Genomic DNA, 18901 nt, shown 5'->3' on the forward strand with positions numbered 1-18901 from the left:
CGAACGCCTGGCGCCGGGGCCTCACTCGGCGTTGGGAGTGAAGAGCTGCTGCCCACGCAGGCGATAGGCACCGATGGCCTCCTGGCCCTCCTCGGAGACGAGCCAGTCGTGCCACTCCTGGGCGAGCTCGTGGTTGATGTCGTGACGCTCCGGGTTCACCAGGATGCTGCCGTACTGATTGAAGAGGATCTCGTCACCCTCATAGACGATCTCCAGGTTCTGGCGGTTGTCGAAGCTGATCCAGGTGCCCCGGTCCGCCAGCGTGTAGGCATCCATGCCGGCGGCGGTATTGAGCGTCGCGCCCATCCCCGAGCCGAGCTCGCGGTACCAGCGCCCGGCGGGTTCGATGCCGGCCTCGGCCCAGATCGAGAGCTCCTTCTTGTTGGTGCCGCTGTCGTCGCCGCGGGAGGCGAAGGGGGCCTCGGCCTCGGCGATGCGCCGGAAGGCCTCGACCGCGGAACCCGCCCCGCCGGCATCCGCCGGATCCTCCGCCGGGCCGACCACGATGAAGTCGTTGTACATCACCTCGCGGCGGTCGACGCCGCAGCCCTCGTCGACGAACTCGCGCTCGGCATCCGGCGCGTGCACCAGCACGGCGTCGGCATCGCCACGGCAGCCGATCTCCAGGGCCTGGCCGGTGCCCACCGCCACCACGCGGACCTCGATGCCGGTGGCCTCCTCGAACTGCGGGATGATGGACTCGAACAGCCCCGAGGACTCCGTGGAGGTGGTGGAGGCCACGGTGATGGCCCCCCGGTCCTGGGCGGCCGTGCCGGCAGCGAGGCCGAGGGCCAGGGCCCCCGCGGTCAGTGCGGATACGGTCATGGACGGGCGGGACATGGATTCTCCTCCCATTGCCGTTGGCTGCGATTGCCGCCGGGGCCAAGCTCCCCGGCGAGGAAGTGACGGCCCGAGGCGGTCTCGGGCCGGCTGAGAAAACGCTCGGCGGGGCCGCGCTCGACGATGCGCCCGCCGTCGAGGAAGACCACCTCGTCCGCCAGGCGACGCGCCTGGCCGATGTTGTGCGTGGTCATCACGATCTTGGTGCCGGCCTCGTGGAAGCGCTGCACGGCCACCTCCACCGCCTGCGTCGCATGCGGGTCCAGCGCCGACGTCGGCTCGTCGAGGAACAGGATGTCCGGGCGCAGCACCCAGGCCCGCGCCAGCGCCAGGCGCTGCTGCTCGCCGCCGGAGAGCACGCGGGCGGTGCGGCCCGCGAGGGACTCCAGCCCCACCAGGGCCAGCGCCTCCTCCGCCCGGCGGCGGCGCTCGCGCCGGCGTATGCCGCGCAGGGCGAGCGCATAGGTGATGTTGGCGAGCACCGAGCGGCGCAGCATCACCGGGCGCTGGAAGACCATGGCCTGACGCCGGCGCACGGCCTTGGCCGTCGGAGCGCCGGCGTCGCCGCAGCGCACCTCGCCGTCGCTCGGCACCAGCAGGCCGTGGCAGAGCCGCAGCAGCAGGCTCTTGCCGGCGCCGTTCGGGCCCATGATCACGGTGCGGGGTCCGGCCCCCAGGGTGAGATCCACGGGCCCGAGCAAGGCGCGCCCCTGCCGGCGGAAGCTGGCGCCGCTGAGCCGCAGCGGCAGCGTCGCGACGTCAGCCATGGCGGCGCCTCGCGATCTCGCCCACGCCGTAGGCCAGCGCATTGATCAGAATCGTCAGCGTCATCAGCACGATGCCGAGCCCCAGCGCCAGCGGCAGATTGCCCCGGTTGGTCTCAAGGGCGATGGCGGTGGTCATCACGCGGGTGAAGCCATCGATATTGCCGCCGACGATAAGCACTGCCCCCACCTCCGCCGAGGCCCGGCCGAAGCCCGCCAGCAGCGCGGTCACCAGGCTGAAGCGGCCGTCCCAGAGCAGGGTCGGGATCGCACGCAACCGCCCGGCGCCCAGGGAGACGAGCTGCTCCCGGTACTCCTCCCAGAGATCGCTGACGAACTGGCGAGTGAGGGCCGCGACGATGGGGAAGATGAGCACCGTCTGCACGATGACCATCGCCGTCGGGGTGAACAGCAGCCCCAGCGGGCCTAGCGGCCCGACCCGCGAGAGCATCAGATAGATCAGCAGCCCGGCCACCACGGGCGGCAGCCCCATGAGGGCATTCAGCAGCACGATCACGGCGGTGCGGCCGGGAAACCGGAACAGCGCCACCGCCGCACCCACGGGCAGGGCCAGGACACTCGCAATGAGCACGGCGGTGAGGCTGACGCGGAGCGATAGCCCCACGATCTCCACCAGCTCCGGGTCGGCCTGCAGCATCAACCGGAAGGCCGTGGCAAACGCCTCGTCCAAGTCCTCTCTCCCTCCTGCGAAGCGGATGCGCTGGATTGCCCGCCAGATCCACGCCCGCAGCCGTGAATCGGTGAGGTATGCGGGCCAACTGCAGTCTATGCGTATTGCCTACACGCGATAGGCTGTCTGGAAATTCATGCCGGATTCTGCAACGCTGCCGGTATGGAGCTCATGACGACCCGGGAGGTGGCCGATTACCTGCGGCTCAAGGAGCGCAAGGTCTATGACCTGGTCCGCCAGGGGGCGATGCCGTCGGTGCGCTTCTCCGGCAAGCTGCTGTTCCCCCGCTCGGCCATCGATCTCTGGGTGCTGAGCCACCTCGAGGGGGACCAGGCGCGGGCCGCTCCGCCCCCGCCGGTGTACGCGGGCAGCTCGGACCCGCTGCTGCAGTGGGCGCTGCGCGAGGCCGGCACCGAGCTCGCCCAGCTCTGCCACGGCAGCGGCGATGGGGTGGCACGGTTGCTGAACGGCCACGCGCAGTTGATCGGCCTGCATGTGGTCAACCCCGCCAGCGGCGGCTTCAACGAGCCGGCCCACTGCGGGCTCGGCGGCCTGCGGGACCTGGTGATGCTGCGTTGGGCCACCCGCCGCCAGGGCCTGGTGCTGCCGGCGGGCAACCCGCGCCGGATCACCGGCATCGGCGACCTCGCGGCACCGGAGCTCCGCGTGGTCCACCGCCAGCGAGGCGCCGGCGCCGAGGGTCTGCTGCACCATCTGTTGACCCAGGCCGGTATCGACCCCGGGTCCCTGGACGACCGGGGCCCCACGGCCCTGGACGAGGACGACCTCGCCGCCGAGGTGGGCAGCGGCCGCGCCGACTGCGGCCTCGCCGTCGAGGCCTCGGCCCGCCGCCACGGCCTCGACTTCATCCCCCTCGCCGAGGAGCGCTTCGACCTGGCCCTGCGCCGCCGCAGCTACTTCGAGCCCCCGATGCAGAGACTGATGGCGTTCGTGCGCACGGACGCGTTCCGTGAAAAGGCGGCAGAGATGGGCGGTTACGATGTCAATGAGTGCGGGGCGGTGAGGTACAACGCCTGACGACGCAGTAGCGCCATAGTTCAAAGTCCTCAGTTCAAAGTTCAACCTGATTACGTACCTGCTTCAGCGCTTCCTCCGCGACCTCGCGGGTGCGAAATCGGCCGTGCCCGGGGCGGAGCGGGGCGGGAGCCCCCGGGACACGCCGTAAATCCATCCCTGGAGGCTCCACTGCGGCATCCCTGCCGCAGAGGGTCCCGGGCGCTCCCGCCCCGCTCCGCCCTGCCGGCGCTGTGACCCGCCGCCGCGTAACGATGGCTGGCGCAGCTACGTAATCAGGAAGTTCAAAGCCGGACTGGGCCGAGTGCCGTCGATCGCGCCGCGGCGCGCACGCGCAGCACAGCGGCCGACCGCACTTTGAACGTTGAACTTTGAACCTTAAACTGCGCCATTACGGCACGGCGAAGCCGAAAGCCACCTCCCTCCATCAGCCGACTCGCCAACCGCAAGGCACGAACATAAGCATGGCGCAATACATCTACACCATGAACCGGGTGGGCAAGGTCGTCCCCCCGAAGAAGCACATCCTCAAGGACATCTCGCTGTCCTTCTTCCCCGGGGCGAAGATCGGCGTGCTCGGCCTCAACGGCTCCGGCAAGTCGACCCTGCTGCGGATCATGGCCGGGCTGGATACCGAGATCGAGGGCGAGGCGCGGCCGCAGCCGGGAATCAACATCGGCTACCTGCCCCAGGAGCCGGAGCTGGATCCGGCGAAGGACGTGCGCGGCAACGTCGAGGAGGGCGTCGCCGAGGTCAAGGCGCTGCTGGATCGCTTCAACGAGGTCTCCGCGCAGTTCGCGGACCCGGACGCCGACTTCGAGGCGCTCATGGCCGAGCAGTCCAAGCTGCAGGACCGCATCGAGGCCGCCGGCGCCTGGGACCTGGACCGCCAGCTGGACCAGGCCGCCGACGCCCTGCGCCTGCCGCCGTGGGAGGCCGACGTCAGCAAGCTCTCCGGCGGCGAGAAGCGCCGGGTGGCGCTCTGTCGGCTGCTGCTATCCAACCCGGACATGCTGCTGCTGGACGAGCCCACCAACCATCTGGACGCCGAGTCCGTGGCCTGGCTCGAGCGCTTCCTCGCCGAGTTCCCCGGCACCGTGGTCGCGGTCACCCATGACCGCTACTTCCTCGACAATGTCGCCGGCTGGATCCTCGAGCTCGACCGCGGCCAGGGCATCCCGTGGCAGGGCAACTACAGCTCCTGGCTGGAGCAGAAGGAAAAGCGCCTGGCCCAGGAGGCGCGCGAGCAGGCGGCCCACCGCAAGGCCATGCAGGCGGAGCTCGAGTGGGTGCGCTCCAACCCCAAGGGCCGGCAGTCCAAGAGCAAGGCGCGGCTGAAGCAGTTCGACGAGCTGCAGTCGAAGGAATTCCAGAGCCGCAACGAGACCAACGAGATCTACATCCCGCCCGGCCCGCGGCTGGGCAACAAGGTGGTGGAGGCGGATCAGGTTCGCAAGGCCTTCGGCGACGCGCTGCTGGTGGACGACCTCTCCTTCAGCGTGCCGCCGGGCGGCATCGTCGGCATCATCGGTCCGAACGGCGCCGGCAAGACCACCCTCTTCCGCATGATCGTCGGCACCGAGCAGCCCGACAGCGGCAGCATCACCCTCGGCGAGACGGTGGACCTGGCCTACGTGGACCAGAGCCGCGATCATCTCGACGACAGCAAGACGGTCTGGGAGGAGATCTCCGGCGGCCACGACATCCTGCAGGTGGGCAAGTACGAGGTGCAGTCACGGGCGTACGTCGGCCGCTTCAACTTCAAGGGCGCCGACCAGCAGAAGCGCATCGGCGACCTCTCCGGCGGCGAGCGCAACCGCGTGCACCTCGCGAAGCTCCTGCAGCGCGGCGGCAACCTGCTGCTGCTCGACGAGCCCACCAATGACCTGGACGTGGAGACCCTGCGGGCGCTGGAGGAGGCGCTGCTGGTCTTCCCCGGCTGCGCCATGGTCATCTCCCATGACCGCTGGTTCCTGGACCGCATCGCCACCCACATCCTCGCCTTCGAGGGTGACAGCCACGTGGAGTGGTTCGAGGGCAACTACCAGGAATACGAGGCCGACCGCCGCCGCCGTCTCGGCGACGAGGCCCTCAACCCGCACCGGATCAAGTACCGGCGGCTGGCGGGGTAGGCGCCCGGCTCCGCCGCTTCAACCGTAGGTCGGCAAGCGCGCAGCGCTCGCCGAAAGCCGCGCGAAGCGCGGCCGGGTGACTCGCCTGCCAACGTGTCGGGGCCGGCCTGGTGTCCGGGGCGGCCCGGAACGCGCCGTGGCTGATCCGCGGTAAACAGGAATCCGGGATGTCGCACGCGGCTTCGCCGCGCACGACCTACCGCTTTCTGCGGCATCCCTGCCGCAGAGGGTCCCGTCGGGAGGCACACGGCTACTGCCTCGCGGCCGCTGGTGGCCGCCGCCGCGGGCTGCGGGACCGCCGTAGGTCGTGCGCGGCGAAGCCGCGTGCGACGCTCTTCCCGCGGTAGGCGAGCGCCCGGCGCTCGCCGGCAACGGACGCTTCAGAAGCTCGCCCGCACGGCCTCGATGGCTGGCTTGCCGTCTGCCGTCTCGACGCCCTCGAGCCAGCCCTCGACCACGTCCAGGTTGTTGCCGATCCACTCGGCGGCCACCGTCTCCGGGTCGCGCTCCTCGTAGTCGTACTCGTGGATCCACACGCTCTGGGCCTCCGTGGGCACCAGGAACTGCTCGAGGAAGCGTGCCGCGTTGGGATGGCTCGCCGGCCAGCCGGTGCGGACCATCGTATAGACGGTGGTCTCCAGGTCGGCAATCTCGCTGCCCTCGTCGTCGCTGAGGAAGCGAATGTCGTGGCGCACGTTCATCCAGTGGGGGCGCCAGCCGTGGAAGACCACCGGCTCGCCGCGGTCCACCGCACGCTGCACCTGGGCCATCATGCCGGCCACGCTGCTCGGCACCACCTGCCAGTCGCCCAGACCCTTGTAGTCGTTCTCCACGGCGGCACGGAAGGCACGGGTCATGCCGGCACCGGGCTCGATGGCGTAAATGGTGCGGTCGAAGCGCTCACCGTTGGCCACCAGGGCCTCGACGCTGGTCACGCCGCTGTCGTAGACATCGGCGGTGACCGCCAGACCCTGGACGGCACCCTCGAGGTTGACGGCGAACTGCTCGGCGGCATTGTCCTCCAGCAGCGGCTGCACCATGCCCTCGTGGGCGGGCATCCAGGCACCGAGGGAGACGTCCACGTCACCCTGACGCAGGCCCTGGTAGATCACGGAAGTGGAGAGCTCGCGGGTTTCGGCGGGATAGCCCATGGCCTCCAGCAGCTGGGTAGCGACCTGGGTTTTCACGGTCACGCCGGGCCAGGACTGAACGCCGAAGCGCACGGGCTCCTCGCCCTGGGCATGGACGCTGCCGGCGGCAACGCCGAAGGCGAGCGCGAGGACGGTGAGGAAACGATAGCGGATTCGGAGGTTCATGCATTGCTCCTCGGTAGCCGAACATAGGGCAGGCCGGCTCCTGGCCGGCCACCCCGGGGAGGCGCCGCCAGAGCGGCGCCGGTGACGCGGTCAGGCGCCGTTGCGCTCAAGCACGCGCAGGCGCGACTGCACGAGATCGCGGTCCAGATAGGTGCCGCGAAGGTGCCGCGGCCCGCTGTTGGGGTCGAAGGCCTCGCGGCCATGCAGAACGCGGAGGTTATCGAATGCCATCAGCTGCCCCGGCTGCAGGGAGAAACGCAGCACGAATCGCGGATCCCGCAGACGCTCCCAGAAGCGCCGGTAGGCACGGTAGAACGGCGCCACGGCGTCGGTGGGCAGCCGCAGGGTGTCGCGGATCCAGTTGTTGAAGCGGATCCGCGTCACCGCGCCCTGGGCGTCGGTCTCGATCACCGGGCCGCGGTGGGCGATGTCCGACTCCTCGTCCTGGAACCGGAAATCGATGGGCGTGGCGGCGAGGACCTCGAACGCCTCCGGGTCGTCCGCGCGCAGGGCTTCGGCCACGGCGAAACCGTCCACCAGGGTTGAGGCCCCGCCCTCGGCACCGTTGCGGATGCAGTAGAGCAGCTGGAAATCCGGTGGCCGCTGCCAGTTCGGCAGATCGATGTGCGGCTCGAGACCGATGGCCGTGTAGGCCGCATTGTTCGGATTCGGCTTGGAGATCACGTCGAAGTAGCGACCGAAGTTGGTCTCCCGCGGCCAGCCAATGCGCCGGACCACATCATCGATGCCCTCGGGGGCCTCCGGGCCGCCGCCGAGCAGCACGAAGCCGTCACGCTGCAGGGCGGTGAGCCACTGGCGCAGGCCATCGTCGGTATTCACCACCGCACCGAAATCCAGCACGGGCCGGCGGGCGGCGTCGGCCGCCTCCCAGGGCTCGGCCGCCGGGATCCGCACCGCCGGGGTCGTGGCATCGGCGCGCTGCCGCAGCCAGCCGGGATCGAAGCGGCTCTCGTGGGCCGGGTGCTCGCCGGTGGCCGGCCAGCTCACGAGCAGTGCGCCGTCGCCGGTGACCTCGACGTCCGGCGCCGGCAGCGGCTCCGGGAGGTCCAGCAGGCGCACGATGCGCTCGCGGGTCTGCGGATGCCGGCACTGCGGGCAGGCGCAGTGGTCGCGCAGCCACAGGGCATGGAAGTCCCCGCGCAGGCCGTCCTCCCAGGTGAGCCGAATCCGGTCACCCTCGCCACGGGCCGCCGCCAGCTCGTGGCCGCCCGCGTACGGCGCCAGCTCGTTCATCTCCACGCGCGGTTCGGCGACTTCGCTTGCCAGCGTTGCCATGGTCGGGTGCCTCCCTCGTTGGCTCTCGTGTGCGCTGTCGTGAGGCCATGGTCGGCACTGGCCGCGGCGGCCACAAACGAATAATCTGGGGCGAATGGCCCAATTTTATTTATAGGAGAGTTATTGATGGGCCGCCCGCTGCCCTCGCCGCTCGCCCTGCATGCCTTCGACGCCGCCGCCCGCCACATGAGCTTCACGGAGGCCGCCCGCGAGCTGGGAGTGACCCAGGCGGCCGTCAGCCAGCGCATCCAGGTGCTGGAGCACCAGCTCGGGCAGCGGCTGTTCGTCCGCCACCCGCGCGCGCTGGCGCTCACCGAGGCCGGCCGCGCGCTGATGCCCTCGGTGCGCGAGGCCTTCGAGCGGCTCGCCGGGGGCGTGGACGAGGTGTTCGGGCCGGCCCGGGAGGCGCCGCTCACCGTGCGGGCGACGCCGGGGTTCATCGAGCTCTGGCTCGCCCCCCGGCTGCACCGCTTTCGGGCCGAGCACCCCCAGGTACCGCTGCGTCTGGCCTCGGCGATCTGGCCGGAGGATTTCACCGGCGACGGCGTTGACCTCGAGATCCGTTACGGCGTCGGCGACTGGACCGACGTGGAGAGCCTCGCCCTCGCCGCCGAGGGGCTGACCCCGGTCTGCTCGCCGCGCCTGGCGGGGAAACTGGACGGCCCGGGCGATCTTGCCGGCCACACCCTGCTGCATGCGGCCGGGTTCGAGTCCGGCTGGCGCCACTGGCTGAACGCCGCCGGCGCCGGCGACCTCGCCGACCACGCCGAGGCGCTGGTCTGCGACACCCTCGCCGCCACCCATGCCCTCGCCCGCCATCACGTCGGGGTCGCTCTCGGCCGGCGTAGCCTGCTGCCGGAGGCCCTCGCCGACGGCCGCCTGGTGGCGCCCTTCCCCCAGGTCCTGGACAGCCCCGAGGGCTTCTACCTGACCCGCCCCGCCCGCAAGCCACTGCGCCCGGAGGCCACCGCCTTCTGGGACTGGGCGGCGGAACAGAGCTAGCCGTCGGCTGGGGAGCGGTCTCCGACCGCTCCCACGGGAGTGTCGGATACGAAAAGGCCGCCCGCGGCGGTGCCGGGGGCGGCCCTGGATGCGGCGATGACTGCCGTTACGGCAGCAGGTGCTTCACCGCGTCGCGCTCCTCGTTGAGCTCCTGCTCGGTCGCCCGCATGCGCTCCCGGGAGAAGTCGTCGATGGTGAGGCCCTGGACGATCTCGTAGTGACCGTTGCGGCAGCGCACGGGGAAGGAATAGATCAGCCCCTCGCTGATGCCGTAGCTGCCGTCCGAGGTGATGGCCATGCTCACCCAGTCGTCATCCGGCGTGCCCAGGGTCCAGTCGCGCATGTGGTCGATGGCGGCACTCGCGGCCGAGGCGGCGCTGGACTGGCCACGGGCCTTGATGATGGCGGCGCCCCGCTGCTGCACGGTGGGGATGAAGGTCTCCTCCAGCCAGGCCCGGTCCACCAGCTCGCTCGCGGCCTGGCCCTTCACCGTGGCATGGCTGATGTCCGGATACTGGGTGGCGGAGTGGTTGCCCCAGACCGTCATCTGACGGATGTCGGTGACATGGCTGCCCGTACGGTTGGCGAGCTGTGCAAGAGCCCGGTTGTGATCCAGGCGGGTCATCGCCGTGAACTGGCCGGGGTCGATATCCGGGGCGTTGTGCTGGGCGATGAGGGCGTTGGTGTTGGCCGGGTTGCCCACCGCGAGCACGCGCACGCTGCGGCTCGCGACGTCATTGATGGCCTTGCCCTGGGCGGAAAAGATGGCGGCGTTGGCCTCGAGCAGGTCCTTGCGCTCCATGCCCGGGCCGCGCGGCTTCGCGCCGACCAGGAGGATGTAGTCCGCGTCCTTGAACCCTTCCTCGGCCTTGTCGGTGGCGTGCAGGCCGTGGAGCAGCGGGAAAGCGCAGTCCTCGAGCTCCATCACCACGCCCTGCACGGCGTCCATGGCCGGCGGGATCTCCACCAGCTGGAGAATGACGGGCTGATCCGGGCCGAGCATGTCGCCCGCCGCGATCCGGAACAGCAGGCTGTAGCCGATCTGGCCTGCGGCGCCGGTGACCGCTACGCGAACAGGTGCCTTCATGGGGAAACCTCCCGATTGCCTGTTTTTGACGCGCGACGCGTGGTGCACCGCCGCGAACGCGCGGCATTGTAGCAGACGGCTTAGGCCGGGGGTCTGCCAGCCGGATGGGCTGTCGCGGTCCGTAACGACCGCCGGCTCAAACACAACGACACCACGGACACAACGGTTCACAACGGGCCGCAGGGTCCGGAGCTGCCCGGACGTTCCGAATTTCCCTTCCCGCGTTGTGTCCCGTTGTGCCCGTGGTGTCGCCGTGTTGAGAAAACACGCCGGGACACGGGCGCGTGCCGGACAAGGACGCGGCGGTTCGCGAGCTACCGTTCCTTGTCGTCCTTGCCCTGGCTCTGGCTGAAGGCGTCCCAGAAGGCCTTCTGCAGGCTCTCGAAGCCGGGGGCGCTGGGGCCCATTACCTGGCGGAACAGCGCCGCGGGATCGTACTGGTCGAGGCCCTCCAGCATGCGCTCGCGCATGCGCTTCATGACCTCCTCCTGCAGTGGCTGGACGTCGGGCAGGCCGAAGAAGCGGCGCAGCTCCTCGGGCGTGGTGTCGAGATCGACCTTGATGCGCATACGGGCCTCGGTGTCGGCGTGAATGTCGCCCCATTGTAGGTCGTGCGCGGCGCAGCCGCGTGCGACGTCCCAATGCCAGGCCGGCCGGAGAACGTCGGACAGCGCCTGCGGCGCTGCACGACCTACGCCGGTGGGAGGCTCCGCTGCGGCATCCCTGCCGCAGAGGGTCCCGGGAGAGGGGGCCACTCCCCGCCCACCACCCACCGGGGCAGCGTCAGCGTGGGCGACCGATCCGCCCGTGCCACGAACCGTGCCGCAGCAGCCTTCGTCGCGGATGAACCCCGGCGCGTTCAGGGCGGGGCAATCCCGTGCCAGCACCGCAGACCCGGGATGTCGGCGTCCGCCTGCGGCGGATGCCGACCTACGCGAGCGGGATGGGGTCGCCGACGGCGAGGCGGAAGTGCTCGGCGGCGCTGCCCTGATTGACGGCGATCTCCACCAGGCCCGAGGAGTTCGGATACCAGAAGGGGGTGCCCGGAGGCTGGTCGCAGAAGGTGCGGGCCCCGGGCAGGGCGGTGCCGGCGGGCGCTGGCGCGCGGCCGCTCAGATCCTGCTCGCGCAGGCCGGTCATGACGTTGCCGAAGGCATCGATGTAGATGACGCGCTGGCGGTCCGCCTTCGGGCGGACCCAGTCGGTGACGCCGGTGGCGCCCGTTGGCATGTGGCCAATGGCGAGCTCGGCCGCCGCCGGGGCGAAGACGTCGCGGCCGTGGAACGTGGGGGCCGCCCCGTCGGGCACGGCGAGGGACCAGACGTGGAGGTCGTCCGCCTCCAGCAGGGGCGCGAGCAGGCCGTTATCCGGACCGACGAACCAGCGGCCGCGGCTACGCGCCATCAGCGCCCGCCGCTCCCCGCCGACGCCGGGGTCCACCACCGCCACGGTCACCGAGCGCCGCGGCAGCCGCGGCGTCAGCGCCGCCAGCAGCAGCCCCGCCTCCACCGGCCGGAAGGCCGGCGTGTCGTGCATCAGGTCCACCACCGGCACGGTGGTCGTCCGCGCCGCGATGGCGGCCTTCATCTGCCCGACGTAGGGCCCCTGCCAGCCAAAATCGGTGAACAGCAGAATCATCAGCGCACCCCCTTGCCAGGAACCAGGGCGCCGTTACGGCCCCAGGCCGTCCCTGTTGAAGAGGAGATTCAACACAACGACACCACGGGCACAACGGTTCACGACGGGGAAGACGATGACACTGGATCGGGCAGCAGCGCTTTGGCGGCAGTCTCCGCCAGAAATTGATTCTCCGTAGTGTAGCGTTGTGTCCGTGGTGTCGTTGTGTTGAACCCTGTCCGCCTGGAAGTGACGAATCCCACTTCCACGGAGTGGGCGGACAAAAAAGCCGGGCACTCGGCCCGGCTCCTCGTGTCGCGGTGCGGCCGGGGCTCAGGAGGCCTCGGCCTGCTTTGGCTCTGCTTCCGGCTCCTCGGCCTCGGGGCGATCCACCAGCTCCACGAAGGCCATGGGGGCGTTGTCGCCGGGGCGAAAACCGGCCTTCAGCACGCGCAGGTAACCGCCCGGGCGCTCTCGGTAGCGCGGGCCGAGCTCCTCGAAGAGCTTGGTCACGACGCCGCGGTCGCGCAGGCGCGAGAAGGCGAGCCGGCGGTTGGCCACCGAGTCCTCCTTGGCGAGGGTGATCAGCGGCTCGGCGACCCGGCGCAGCTCCTTCGCCTTCGGCAGGGTGGTTCGGATGGCCTCATGCTCGAACAGCGACGCGGACATGTTGCGGAACATGGCCTGGCGATGGCTGCTCGTGCGGCTCAGCTTGCGTCCGGATTTGCGATGGCGCATGACTCGTCTTTCCTTTAGCCCGTCGCCCGGTCCCGGTCCTCAAGACCGGCCGGCGGCCAGTTCTCCAGGCGCATGCCCAGCTGCAGTCCGTGCTGGGCGAGCACCTCCTTGATTTCGTTCAGAGACTTCTTGCCGAGGTTGGGCGTCTTCAGCAGCTCCACCTCGGTCTTCTGCACCAGATCACCCACGTAGTGGATGCTCTCGGCCTTCAGGCAGTTGGCTGAGCGCACCGTGAGCTCGAGGTCGTCGATGGGACGCAGCAGGATCGGGTCCACCTCCGGCTCCTTGCGGCTCGGCTCGTCGGCGCTCTCGCCGCCCTCGAGGTCGACGAACACCGAGAGCTGGTCCCGCAGCAGGCCGGCGGCGAAGCGGATCGCCTCCTCCGGCTCGATGACGCCGCTGGTCTCGATGTCCATCACCAGCTTGTCGAGGTCGGTGCGCTGCTCCACGCGGGCGCTCTCGACGTTGTAGGCCACGCGGCGCACGGGGCTGTAGGTCGCGTCCAGGGCCAGATGGCCGATGGCGCGCTCCTCGTCCCGCTCACGGGCGGTGGCCGGCTCGTAGCCGCGCCCCTTGGAGACCGTGAGCGTCATGGTGAGCTCGCCGGCCTTGGTGAGGTTGGCGATCACGAGCTCGGGGTTCTTCACCTCGACGTCGTGGTCGGCCTCGATATCGCCGGCGGTCACCGCGCCCGGCCCCTTCTTGGAGAGCCGAAGCGTGGCCTCTTCCTTCGAGTGCAGCCGCACCGCGAGATTCTTCAGGTTGAGCAGGATGTCGACCACGTCCTCCTGCACACCCTCGATGGCGGTGTACTCGTGCAGCACACCCTCGATCTCCACCTCCGTGACCGCGAAGCCGGGCATGGAGGAGAGCAGCACACGCCGCAGCGCGTTGCCCAGGGTATGGCCGAAGCCGCGCTCGAGCGGCTCCAGCGTGACGCGCGCGCGCTTGTCACTGACCGCGTCCACGTCGACGACGCGGGGCTTAAGGAAATCCTTGAACTGACCCTGCATGGATCGGAAACCTCTCTGTGCGCAGCAGCCGCACTCCAGACGTAGGGAATCGGGCGCCACCGACCGGCGGCATCACGCCGCCCGCGGCGCTTACTTCGAGTACAGCTCGACGATCAGGTGCTCGTTAATCTCGGCGGAGAGATCGGCCCGGTCCGGGAGCTGCTTCAGCGTGCCCTGGAACGCCTTCTCATCCACCTCGACCCACTGCGGCAAACCGTTCTGCTGGGCCATCTCCTGGGCCGCCTGGACGCGCAGCTGCTTCTGCGCCTTTTCCTTGATGCCGACGGTGTCGCCGGGGCTGACCTGGGCCGACGGGATGTTGGTCACCCGGCCGTTGACGGTCACCGCACGGTGGGCCACCAGCTGCCGCGCCTCGGCGCGGGTGGAGGCGAAGCCCATGCGGTAGACGATGTTGTCCAGCCGGCACTCGAGCAGCCGCAGCAGGTTCTCGCCGGTGTTGCCGCGGCGCCGGTCCGCCTCCGCGTAGTAGTTGCGGAACTGGCGCTCCAGCACGCCGTAGATGCGGCGAACCTTCTGCTTCTCGCGCAGCTGCAGCCCGTAGTCCGAGATGCGGGTACGGCGCTGGCCGTGCTGACCGGGCGGGGTATCCAGCTTGCACTTGCTGTCCAGCGGGCGCACGCCGCTCTTCAGGAAGAGATCCGTGCCCTCGCGCCGGGCGAGCTTGCAGGTCGGTCCGATATATCTGGCCATTCCGGGTTCCCTCTGCTCAGACGCGACGCTTCTTGGGCGGACGGCAGCCGTTGTGCGGGATCGGCGTCACGTCCTCGATATTGGTGATGCGATAGCCGGCGTTGTTGAGCGCGCGCACCGCGGACTCGCGGCCCGGGCCGGGGCCCTTCACCCGCACCTCGAGGTTCTTCAGGCCGTAGTCCTTGGCCGCCTCGCTGGCGCGCTCCGAGGCCACCTGCGCGGCGAAGGGCGTGCTCTTGCGCGAGCCGCGAAAGCCGCTGCCGCCGGAGCTCGCCCAGGCCAGCGCGTTGCCCTGGCGATCGGTGATGGTGATGATGGTGTTGTTGAAGGTCGCGTTGATGTGCGCGATCCCGTCAACGACCGTGCGCCGGGCGCGCTTGCGGGTACGGGTGGTTGGCTTCGCCATGCTGTTCTGTCCTGTTCTCGTCCGGGCCGACGCTGAATGCCTAGCGGGTCACTGCGCGGCGCGGGCCCTTGCGGGTGCGCGCGTTGGTACGGGTCTTCTGGCCGCGGACCGTCATGCCGCGGCGATGACGGATGCCGCGATAGCAGCCGAGATCCATCAGCCGCTTGATGTCCATGGCCACCTGCCGCCGCAGATCGCCCTCGACCGGGTACTTGCCGATCTCGGCGCGCACGCGCTCGAGCTCCTCGTCGGTGAGCTCGCGCACCTTGCGCTCCGGCGCGATGCCGGCGTCGCTGCAGATCTTCGCGGCGCGCGTGCGCCCGACGCCGTAGATCGAGGTGAGCGCGATCACCGTGTGCTTGTTGGCGGGAATATTGACGCCAGCAATACGGGCCATGAGCCGAGTCTCCCGAATGAATCGATTTCCCGCGGAAACCCGCTAGTTTAGCGGGAATTCCACTTCATGTTCAAGGCAGAAGGGCCGGCTCCGGCTAGCCCTGCCGCTGCTTGTGCCGCGCGTCCGTCGTGCAGATGACGCGCACGGTGCCGCGGCGCTTGATCACCTTGCAGTTGCGGCAGATCTTCTTGACCGAAGCACGTACCTTCATCGTTCTGTCTCCGACAAAAATCGTTGCGGCGCCCGCAAAAGGGCGCGAAGCATACCAGAGCGCCGTCGGCGTTGCACGCCTTGGCGAGGTGACGATGGTTCCAGTGATGAGGTAATGGGGTGATGAAGTGATGAGGTCATGAAGCCCAATTACCTCATCACTCCATCACTCCATCACCTCATCACCGCAGCATCCCCCCGCCCGGGCGCTTGTGCGCCGTCAGGTTGGCCTTCTTCATCAGCGGCTCGTACTGGTGGGACACCAGGTGCGCCTGCAGCTGGGACATGAAGTCCATCACCACCACCACGATGATCAGCAGCGACGTGCCGCCGAAGTAGAACGGCACGTTCCAGTACAGGATCAGGAACTCCGGCAGCAGGCAGACCGCGGTGATGTAGGCCGCGCCCACCAGGGTCAGCCGCGTCATCACCTTGTCGATGTAGCGGGCCGTCTGCTCGCCGGGGCGGATCCCGGGGATGAACGCGCCGGACTTCTTCAGGTTGTCCGCCGTGTCCCGCGCGTTGAACACCAGCGCCGTGTAGAAGAAGCAGAAAAAGATGATCGCCACCGCGTAGAACGCGATGTAGAGCGGCTGCCCGGGGCTCAGGCTCTGCCCGAGGCGCTGCATCCACGCCAGACTGTCCACCGACCCGAACCACTGGCCGAGGGTAGCCGGGAACAGGATGATGCTGGAGGCGAAGATCGCCGGGATGACACCGGCCATGTTGATCTTTAGCGGCAGATGGCTGGACTGCGCCGCGTACATCTTCCGCCCCTGCTGGCGCCGGGCGTAGTTCACCGTGATCCGGCGCTGACCGCGCTCCATGAAGACGATGAACCAGATCACCCCCAGCGCCATCACGGCCAGCAGCAGCACCGTCGGAATGCCGAGCTCCCCGGTGCGGGTGAGCTCGAGGGTCCCGCCGAGCGCCGCCGGCAGGCCGGCGACGATGCCGGCGAAGATGATCAGCGAGATGCCGTTGCCGATGCCGCGCTCGGTGATCTGCTCGCCGAGCCACATCAGGAACATAGTGCCGGTGACCAGCGTCGCCGTGCCGATGAACACGAAGCTCGGCCCCGGGTTGAGCACCACGCCCTGGTTCTGCAGCGCCACGGTGATGCCGATGCCCTGGAACAGCGCCAGGGCGAGCGTCCCGTAGCGGGTGTACTTGGTGATCTGCCGCCGGCCCTGCTCGCCCTCCTTGCGCAGCTGCTGCAGGGAGGGGACCACCGCGCTCATCAGCTGCATGATGATGGACGCGGAGATATAGGGCATCACCCCGAGCGCGAACAACGACAGCCGCCCCAGGGCACCGCCCGAGAACATGTTGAACATGTCCAGGATAGTGCCGGCCTGGGCTTCGAACATCTGCGCGAGCGCGGCCTGGTCGATCCCGGGGATGGTGATGTGCGCACCCAGGCGGTACACCACCAGCGCGATGAGCACGAAGGTCAGCCGCTGGCGGACCTCGGTCAGCCGGCCGATGCCCCCGAGGGCGCCCATGCTGGCGGCGCTGCGAGCCACGCTAGCCCTCGACCTTGCCGCCGGCCTGCTCGATGGCGGCGCGGGCGCCGGCGCTCACCTTCACGCCGCGTACCGTGAGCGGGCGCGTCAGCTCGCCGGAGACAATGACCTTCGCCGTGCGCGCCTGCTGCGGCACGATGCCGGCCTGCTTCAGGCTCAGCAGATCGGCGGTATCGCCCTGGACGTGGTTGAGCTCCCCAAGGCGCACTTCGGCGGCGAAGCGGCTCTTGCGCGAGCGGAAGCCGATCTTCGGCACCCGCCGCTGCATCGGCATCTGGCCGCCCTCGAAGCCCACCTTGGTGAAGCCGCCGCTGCGGGACTTCTGGCCCTTGACGCCGCGGCCCGCGGTCTTGCCGAGCCCGGAGCCCGAGCCACGGCCGACGCGCGTCGCGCCGGGGCGGCTGCCCGGTGCCGGACGGAGTGTATTCAGGCGCATGGTCACGCTTCCTCCACGGCCAGCATGTAGGAGACCTTGTTGATCATCCCCCGGTTCTCGGGGGTGTCGGCGACGACGACGGAGTGGTGCATCCGCCGCAGGCCGAGCCCGGCGACGCAGGCCCGATGGGCGGCGACCCGCCCGGAGAGGCTGCGCACCAGGGTCACGCGGAGCTGCTTCTTGGCGGTCATGATCAGGCCTGGATCTCTTCGACGGTCTTGCCGCGCTTGGCGGCGACTTCCTCGGGCGAGTGGTAGTCGCTGAGGGCCTTGATGGTCGCGCGCACCACGTTCACCGGGTTGCGCGAGCCGATCGCCTTGGCGAGCACGTCCTGCACGCCCACCACCTCGAAGACGGCGCGCATGGCGCCGCCGGCGATGATGCCGGTGCCCTCGGAGGCGGGCTGCATGAACACCTTGCTCGAGCCATGATTGGCGGTGAGCGGGTACTGCAGGGTCGGCCCGCTGAGGTTCACCGGGCGCATGTTCTGCCGCGCCTTCTCCATCGCCTTCTGGATCGCCAGCGGCACCTCACGCGCCTTGCCATAGCCGAAGCCAACCCGGCCCTCGCCGTCGCCGACCACGGTCAGCGCGGTAAAGCCGAACTGGCGGCCGCCCTTCACCACCTTGGCCACGCGGTTGATGGTGATGAGCTTCTCGCGAAGACCCTCACCGCTAACGTCGCTCGTCGCCATAGCCTATGTGCCCCTGGTTAAAACTTCAGTCCGGCCTCGCGGGCCGCATCGGCGAGCGCCTGGACACGCCCGTGGTAGCGGAACCCCGAGCGGTCGAACGCCACCTGGGTAATCCCTGCCGCCGCGGCGCGCTCGGCAATGGCGCGGCCCACGGCCTTCGCCGCCTCGACGTTGCCGCCGCTGGCGAGATCGCCGCGCACGCTCTTCTCCAGCGTGGAGGCGGTCGCCAGGGTGCGGTCGGCATCGGCCGAGATCACCTGTGCGTATGTGTGCCGCGGAGTGCGGTGCACGGTCAGCCGCACCGTCCCGAGCTCCCGGATCTTGGCGCGGGCGCGTCGCGCCCGCCGCAGTCGTGCCGCCTTCTTGTCCATCGCCCAATCAACCTCGCTAAGACGCCTCCGGCACCGTGGCCGCGGTGTGCGGCCCGGCCCGCCGGCCGGCGTTACTTCTTCTTGGCTTCCTTCATCACCACGCGCTCGTCGGCGTAGCGCACGCCCTTGCCCTTGTAGGGCTCCGGCGGGCGATAGGCGCGGATCTTCGCCGCCGTCTCGCCCACCAGCTGCTTGTCGATACCCTTGACCACCACCTCGGTGTTGCTCGGGGTCTCCACCGTCACCCCGTCCGGGACCGGATGGTCCACCGGATGCGAGAAGCCGAGGGTCAGGCTCACGTTCTTGCCCTGGGCCTGGGCGCGGTAGCCCACGCCCACCAGCTGAAGCCGGCGCTCGAAGCCCTGGGTCACGCCGTGGACCATGTTGTTCACCAGCGCCCGGGTGGTACCGGCCAGGGCCACCGCCTCCTGGCGGTCCTGGTTGGCGGCGAAGCGCAGCTCGCCCTCACCCTCGGTGACATCCACCCAGCGATGGATGGTGTGGCTGAGCTCGCCCTTGGAGCCCTTGACGGTGATCACCCGCTTGGCGTCGATGGTCACCTCGACACCCTTGGGGAGCGCAATCGGGTTTTTCGCTACTCTGGACATGACGCCTGGAT

At 69.5% G+C, this 18901-nt stretch carries 23 protein-coding genes; 3 read left to right on the plus strand and 20 right to left on the minus strand.

What is annotated here, in order from left to right:
- Nucleotides 1-21 precede the first annotated feature (21 nt).
- From LMH63_RS14665 to LMH63_RS14675, 3 genes are read right to left on the minus strand one after another with little or no spacing between them, the layout of a single operon-like run.
- Entirely contained in the window at nucleotides 22-840 is an 819-nt protein-coding gene (locus LMH63_RS14665) for an ABC transporter substrate-binding protein (protein ID WP_229332609.1), read from the minus strand.
- Nucleotides 822-1607 carry an ATP-binding cassette domain-containing protein gene (locus tag LMH63_RS14670; protein ID WP_109679339.1) on the minus strand — a complete coding sequence of 262 codons (786 nt, stop codon included), beginning with the start codon at nucleotides 1605-1607 and terminating at the stop codon, nucleotides 822-824. The genes LMH63_RS14665 and LMH63_RS14670 overlap by 19 nt, the downstream gene beginning before the upstream one ends.
- Entirely contained in the window at nucleotides 1600-2295 is a 696-nt protein-coding gene (locus LMH63_RS14675; RefSeq protein WP_229332610.1) for an ABC transporter permease, read from the minus strand. The genes LMH63_RS14670 and LMH63_RS14675 overlap by 8 nt, the downstream gene beginning before the upstream one ends.
- 171 nt (nucleotides 2296-2466) lie before the next feature.
- Here LMH63_RS14675 and LMH63_RS14680 point away from each other — a divergent pair, with 171 nt between their 5' ends.
- Nucleotides 2467-3333, plus strand: coding sequence for a substrate-binding domain-containing protein (locus LMH63_RS14680; protein ID WP_229332611.1), 867 nt, complete (start codon nucleotides 2467-2469; stop codon nucleotides 3331-3333).
- 461 nt (nucleotides 3334-3794) lie between these two features.
- Entirely contained in the window at nucleotides 3795-5462 is a 1668-nt protein-coding gene (gene ettA / locus LMH63_RS14685) for an energy-dependent translational throttle protein EttA (RefSeq protein ID WP_109679337.1), read from the plus strand.
- Nucleotides 5463-5842: 380 nt separating this feature from the next.
- On the opposite strand, the gene LMH63_RS14690 is transcribed toward ettA, so the two are convergent.
- Both LMH63_RS14690 and LMH63_RS14695 read right to left on the minus strand, forming a co-directional pair.
- Nucleotides 5843-6778 (minus strand): ABC transporter substrate-binding protein, encoded by a 936-nt coding sequence (locus LMH63_RS14690; RefSeq protein WP_109679336.1) that lies wholly within the window; start codon nucleotides 6776-6778, stop codon nucleotides 5843-5845.
- A gap of 90 nt (nucleotides 6779-6868) precedes the next feature.
- Nucleotides 6869-8074, minus strand: coding sequence for a TauD/TfdA family dioxygenase (locus LMH63_RS14695; RefSeq protein ID WP_109679335.1), 1206 nt, complete (start codon nucleotides 8072-8074; stop codon nucleotides 6869-6871).
- 126 nt (nucleotides 8075-8200) lie between these two features.
- Between LMH63_RS14695 and LMH63_RS14700 the strand changes: the two genes are divergently transcribed.
- Nucleotides 8201-9076: a LysR substrate-binding domain-containing protein gene (locus LMH63_RS14700; protein WP_109679334.1), complete on the plus strand. Its 876-nt coding sequence runs from the start codon at nucleotides 8201-8203 to the stop codon at nucleotides 9074-9076.
- Nucleotides 9077-9182: 106 nt separating this feature from the next.
- On the opposite strand, the gene LMH63_RS14705 is transcribed toward LMH63_RS14700, so the two are convergent.
- The 15 genes from LMH63_RS14705 to rplF all read right to left on the minus strand — a co-directional run bounded on the left by LMH63_RS14705 (nucleotide 9183) and on the right by rplF (nucleotide 18890).
- Nucleotides 9183-10163: a malate dehydrogenase gene (locus LMH63_RS14705; protein WP_109679333.1), complete on the minus strand. Its 981-nt coding sequence runs from the start codon at nucleotides 10161-10163 to the stop codon at nucleotides 9183-9185.
- Nucleotides 10164-10477: 314 nt separating this feature from the next.
- Nucleotides 10478-10732, minus strand: coding sequence for a DUF6489 family protein (locus LMH63_RS14710; protein WP_109679332.1), 255 nt, complete (start codon nucleotides 10730-10732; stop codon nucleotides 10478-10480).
- 361 nt (nucleotides 10733-11093) lie between these two features.
- The gene (locus LMH63_RS14715) at nucleotides 11094-11801 is read right to left on the minus strand and encodes an SAM hydrolase/SAM-dependent halogenase family protein (RefSeq protein ID WP_109679331.1); all 708 of its coding nucleotides are present in this window, start codon (nucleotides 11799-11801) and stop codon (nucleotides 11094-11096) included.
- 312 nt (nucleotides 11802-12113) lie between these two features.
- Nucleotides 12114-12518, minus strand: coding sequence for a 50S ribosomal protein L17 (gene rplQ / locus LMH63_RS14720; RefSeq protein WP_109679330.1), 405 nt, complete (start codon nucleotides 12516-12518; stop codon nucleotides 12114-12116).
- Nucleotides 12519-12532: 14 nt separating this feature from the next.
- Complete coding sequence (locus LMH63_RS14725) at nucleotides 12533-13531, minus strand: DNA-directed RNA polymerase subunit alpha (protein WP_109679329.1); 999 nt, start codon at nucleotides 13529-13531, stop codon at nucleotides 12533-12535.
- 90 nt (nucleotides 13532-13621) lie between these two features.
- Nucleotides 13622-14242: a 30S ribosomal protein S4 gene (rpsD, locus tag LMH63_RS14730; RefSeq protein WP_109679328.1), complete on the minus strand. Its 621-nt coding sequence runs from the start codon at nucleotides 14240-14242 to the stop codon at nucleotides 13622-13624.
- Nucleotides 14243-14258: 16 nt separating this feature from the next.
- On the minus strand, nucleotides 14259-14648 hold the full coding sequence (rpsK, locus tag LMH63_RS14735; RefSeq protein ID WP_109679327.1) for a 30S ribosomal protein S11: 390 nt from the start codon (nucleotides 14646-14648) through the stop codon (nucleotides 14259-14261).
- A gap of 40 nt (nucleotides 14649-14688) precedes the next feature.
- Nucleotides 14689-15045, minus strand: a complete 357-nt coding sequence (rpsM, locus tag LMH63_RS14740) for a 30S ribosomal protein S13 (RefSeq protein ID WP_109679326.1) — start codon at nucleotides 15043-15045, stop codon at nucleotides 14689-14691.
- Nucleotides 15046-15139: 94 nt separating this feature from the next.
- Nucleotides 15140-15256 carry a 50S ribosomal protein L36 gene (gene rpmJ, locus LMH63_RS14745; protein WP_109679325.1) on the minus strand — a complete coding sequence of 39 codons (117 nt, stop codon included), beginning with the start codon at nucleotides 15254-15256 and terminating at the stop codon, nucleotides 15140-15142.
- A gap of 181 nt (nucleotides 15257-15437) precedes the next feature.
- Entirely contained in the window at nucleotides 15438-16781 is a 1344-nt protein-coding gene (gene secY / locus LMH63_RS14750) for a preprotein translocase subunit SecY (protein WP_373317863.1), read from the minus strand.
- Nucleotide 16782: 1 nt separating this feature from the next.
- Nucleotides 16783-17217 carry a 50S ribosomal protein L15 gene (gene rplO / locus LMH63_RS14755; RefSeq protein ID WP_109679324.1) on the minus strand — a complete coding sequence of 145 codons (435 nt, stop codon included), beginning with the start codon at nucleotides 17215-17217 and terminating at the stop codon, nucleotides 16783-16785.
- Between the two features lie 2 nt (nucleotides 17218-17219).
- Nucleotides 17220-17408 carry a 50S ribosomal protein L30 gene (rpmD, locus tag LMH63_RS14760; protein ID WP_109679323.1) on the minus strand — a complete coding sequence of 63 codons (189 nt, stop codon included), beginning with the start codon at nucleotides 17406-17408 and terminating at the stop codon, nucleotides 17220-17222.
- Nucleotides 17409-17410: 2 nt separating this feature from the next.
- On the minus strand, nucleotides 17411-17911 hold the full coding sequence (rpsE, locus tag LMH63_RS14765) for a 30S ribosomal protein S5 (protein WP_109679322.1): 501 nt from the start codon (nucleotides 17909-17911) through the stop codon (nucleotides 17411-17413).
- 17 nt (nucleotides 17912-17928) lie between these two features.
- Nucleotides 17929-18282, minus strand: coding sequence for a 50S ribosomal protein L18 (gene rplR, locus LMH63_RS14770; protein WP_109679321.1), 354 nt, complete (start codon nucleotides 18280-18282; stop codon nucleotides 17929-17931).
- A 71-nt stretch (nucleotides 18283-18353) separates the two neighbouring features.
- Complete coding sequence (rplF, locus tag LMH63_RS14775; protein WP_109679320.1) at nucleotides 18354-18890, minus strand: 50S ribosomal protein L6; 537 nt, start codon at nucleotides 18888-18890, stop codon at nucleotides 18354-18356.
- Between the last annotated feature and the right edge of the window lie 11 nt (nucleotides 18891-18901).

The organism is Spiribacter halobius (assembly GCF_020883455.1).
Taxonomy (GTDB): Bacteria; Pseudomonadota; Gammaproteobacteria; order Nitrococcales; family Nitrococcaceae; genus Sediminicurvatus; species Sediminicurvatus halobius.

What these genes read in the sequence shown, in the direction of transcription:
- rpsE (WP_109679322.1), bottom strand. Translation starts at nt 17,911, where the DNA reads ATGGCGACGAGCGACGTTAGCGGTGAGGGTCTTCGCGAGAAGCTCATC.
- rpmD (WP_109679323.1), bottom strand. Translation starts at nt 17,408, where the DNA reads ATGACCGCCAAGAAGCAGCTCCGCGTGACCCTGGTGCGCAGCCTCTCC.
- LMH63_RS14670 (WP_109679339.1), bottom strand. Translation starts at nt 1,607, where the DNA reads ATGGCTGACGTCGCGACGCTGCCGCTGCGGCTCAGCGGCGCCAGCTTC.
- rplQ (WP_109679330.1), bottom strand. Translation starts at nt 12,518, where the DNA reads ATGCGCCATCGCAAATCCGGACGCAAGCTGAGCCGCACGAGCAGCCAT.
- rplF (WP_109679320.1), bottom strand. Translation starts at nt 18,890, where the DNA reads ATGTCCAGAGTAGCGAAAAACCCGATTGCGCTCCCCAAGGGTGTCGAG.
- rpsD (WP_109679328.1), bottom strand. Translation starts at nt 14,242, where the DNA reads ATGGCCAGATATATCGGACCGACCTGCAAGCTCGCCCGGCGCGAGGGC.
- LMH63_RS14700 (WP_109679334.1), top strand. Translation starts at nt 8,201, where the DNA reads ATGGGCCGCCCGCTGCCCTCGCCGCTCGCCCTGCATGCCTTCGACGCC.
- LMH63_RS14710 (WP_109679332.1), bottom strand. Translation starts at nt 10,732, where the DNA reads ATGCGCATCAAGGTCGATCTCGACACCACGCCCGAGGAGCTGCGCCGC.
- rplR (WP_109679321.1), bottom strand. Translation starts at nt 18,282, where the DNA reads ATGGACAAGAAGGCGGCACGACTGCGGCGGGCGCGACGCGCCCGCGCC.
- ettA (WP_109679337.1), top strand. Translation starts at nt 3,795, where the DNA reads ATGGCGCAATACATCTACACCATGAACCGGGTGGGCAAGGTCGTCCCC.
- LMH63_RS14690 (WP_109679336.1), bottom strand. Translation starts at nt 6,778, where the DNA reads ATGAACCTCCGAATCCGCTATCGTTTCCTCACCGTCCTCGCGCTCGCC.
- LMH63_RS14665 (WP_229332609.1), bottom strand. Translation starts at nt 840, where the DNA reads ATGTCCCGCCCGTCCATGACCGTATCCGCACTGACCGCGGGGGCCCTG.
- LMH63_RS14715 (WP_109679331.1), bottom strand. Translation starts at nt 11,801, where the DNA reads ATGATTCTGCTGTTCACCGATTTTGGCTGGCAGGGGCCCTACGTCGGG.
- LMH63_RS14680 (WP_229332611.1), top strand. Translation starts at nt 2,467, where the DNA reads ATGACGACCCGGGAGGTGGCCGATTACCTGCGGCTCAAGGAGCGCAAG.
- rpmJ (WP_109679325.1), bottom strand. Translation starts at nt 15,256, where the DNA reads ATGAAGGTACGTGCTTCGGTCAAGAAGATCTGCCGCAACTGCAAGGTG.
- LMH63_RS14695 (WP_109679335.1), bottom strand. Translation starts at nt 8,074, where the DNA reads ATGGCAACGCTGGCAAGCGAAGTCGCCGAACCGCGCGTGGAGATGAAC.
- LMH63_RS14725 (WP_109679329.1), bottom strand. Translation starts at nt 13,531, where the DNA reads ATGCAGGGTCAGTTCAAGGATTTCCTTAAGCCCCGCGTCGTCGACGTG.
- rpsM (WP_109679326.1), bottom strand. Translation starts at nt 15,045, where the DNA reads ATGGCCCGTATTGCTGGCGTCAATATTCCCGCCAACAAGCACACGGTG.
- rpsK (WP_109679327.1), bottom strand. Translation starts at nt 14,648, where the DNA reads ATGGCGAAGCCAACCACCCGTACCCGCAAGCGCGCCCGGCGCACGGTC.
- LMH63_RS14705 (WP_109679333.1), bottom strand. Translation starts at nt 10,163, where the DNA reads ATGAAGGCACCTGTTCGCGTAGCGGTCACCGGCGCCGCAGGCCAGATC.
- rplO (WP_109679324.1), bottom strand. Translation starts at nt 17,217, where the DNA reads ATGCGCCTGAATACACTCCGTCCGGCACCGGGCAGCCGCCCCGGCGCG.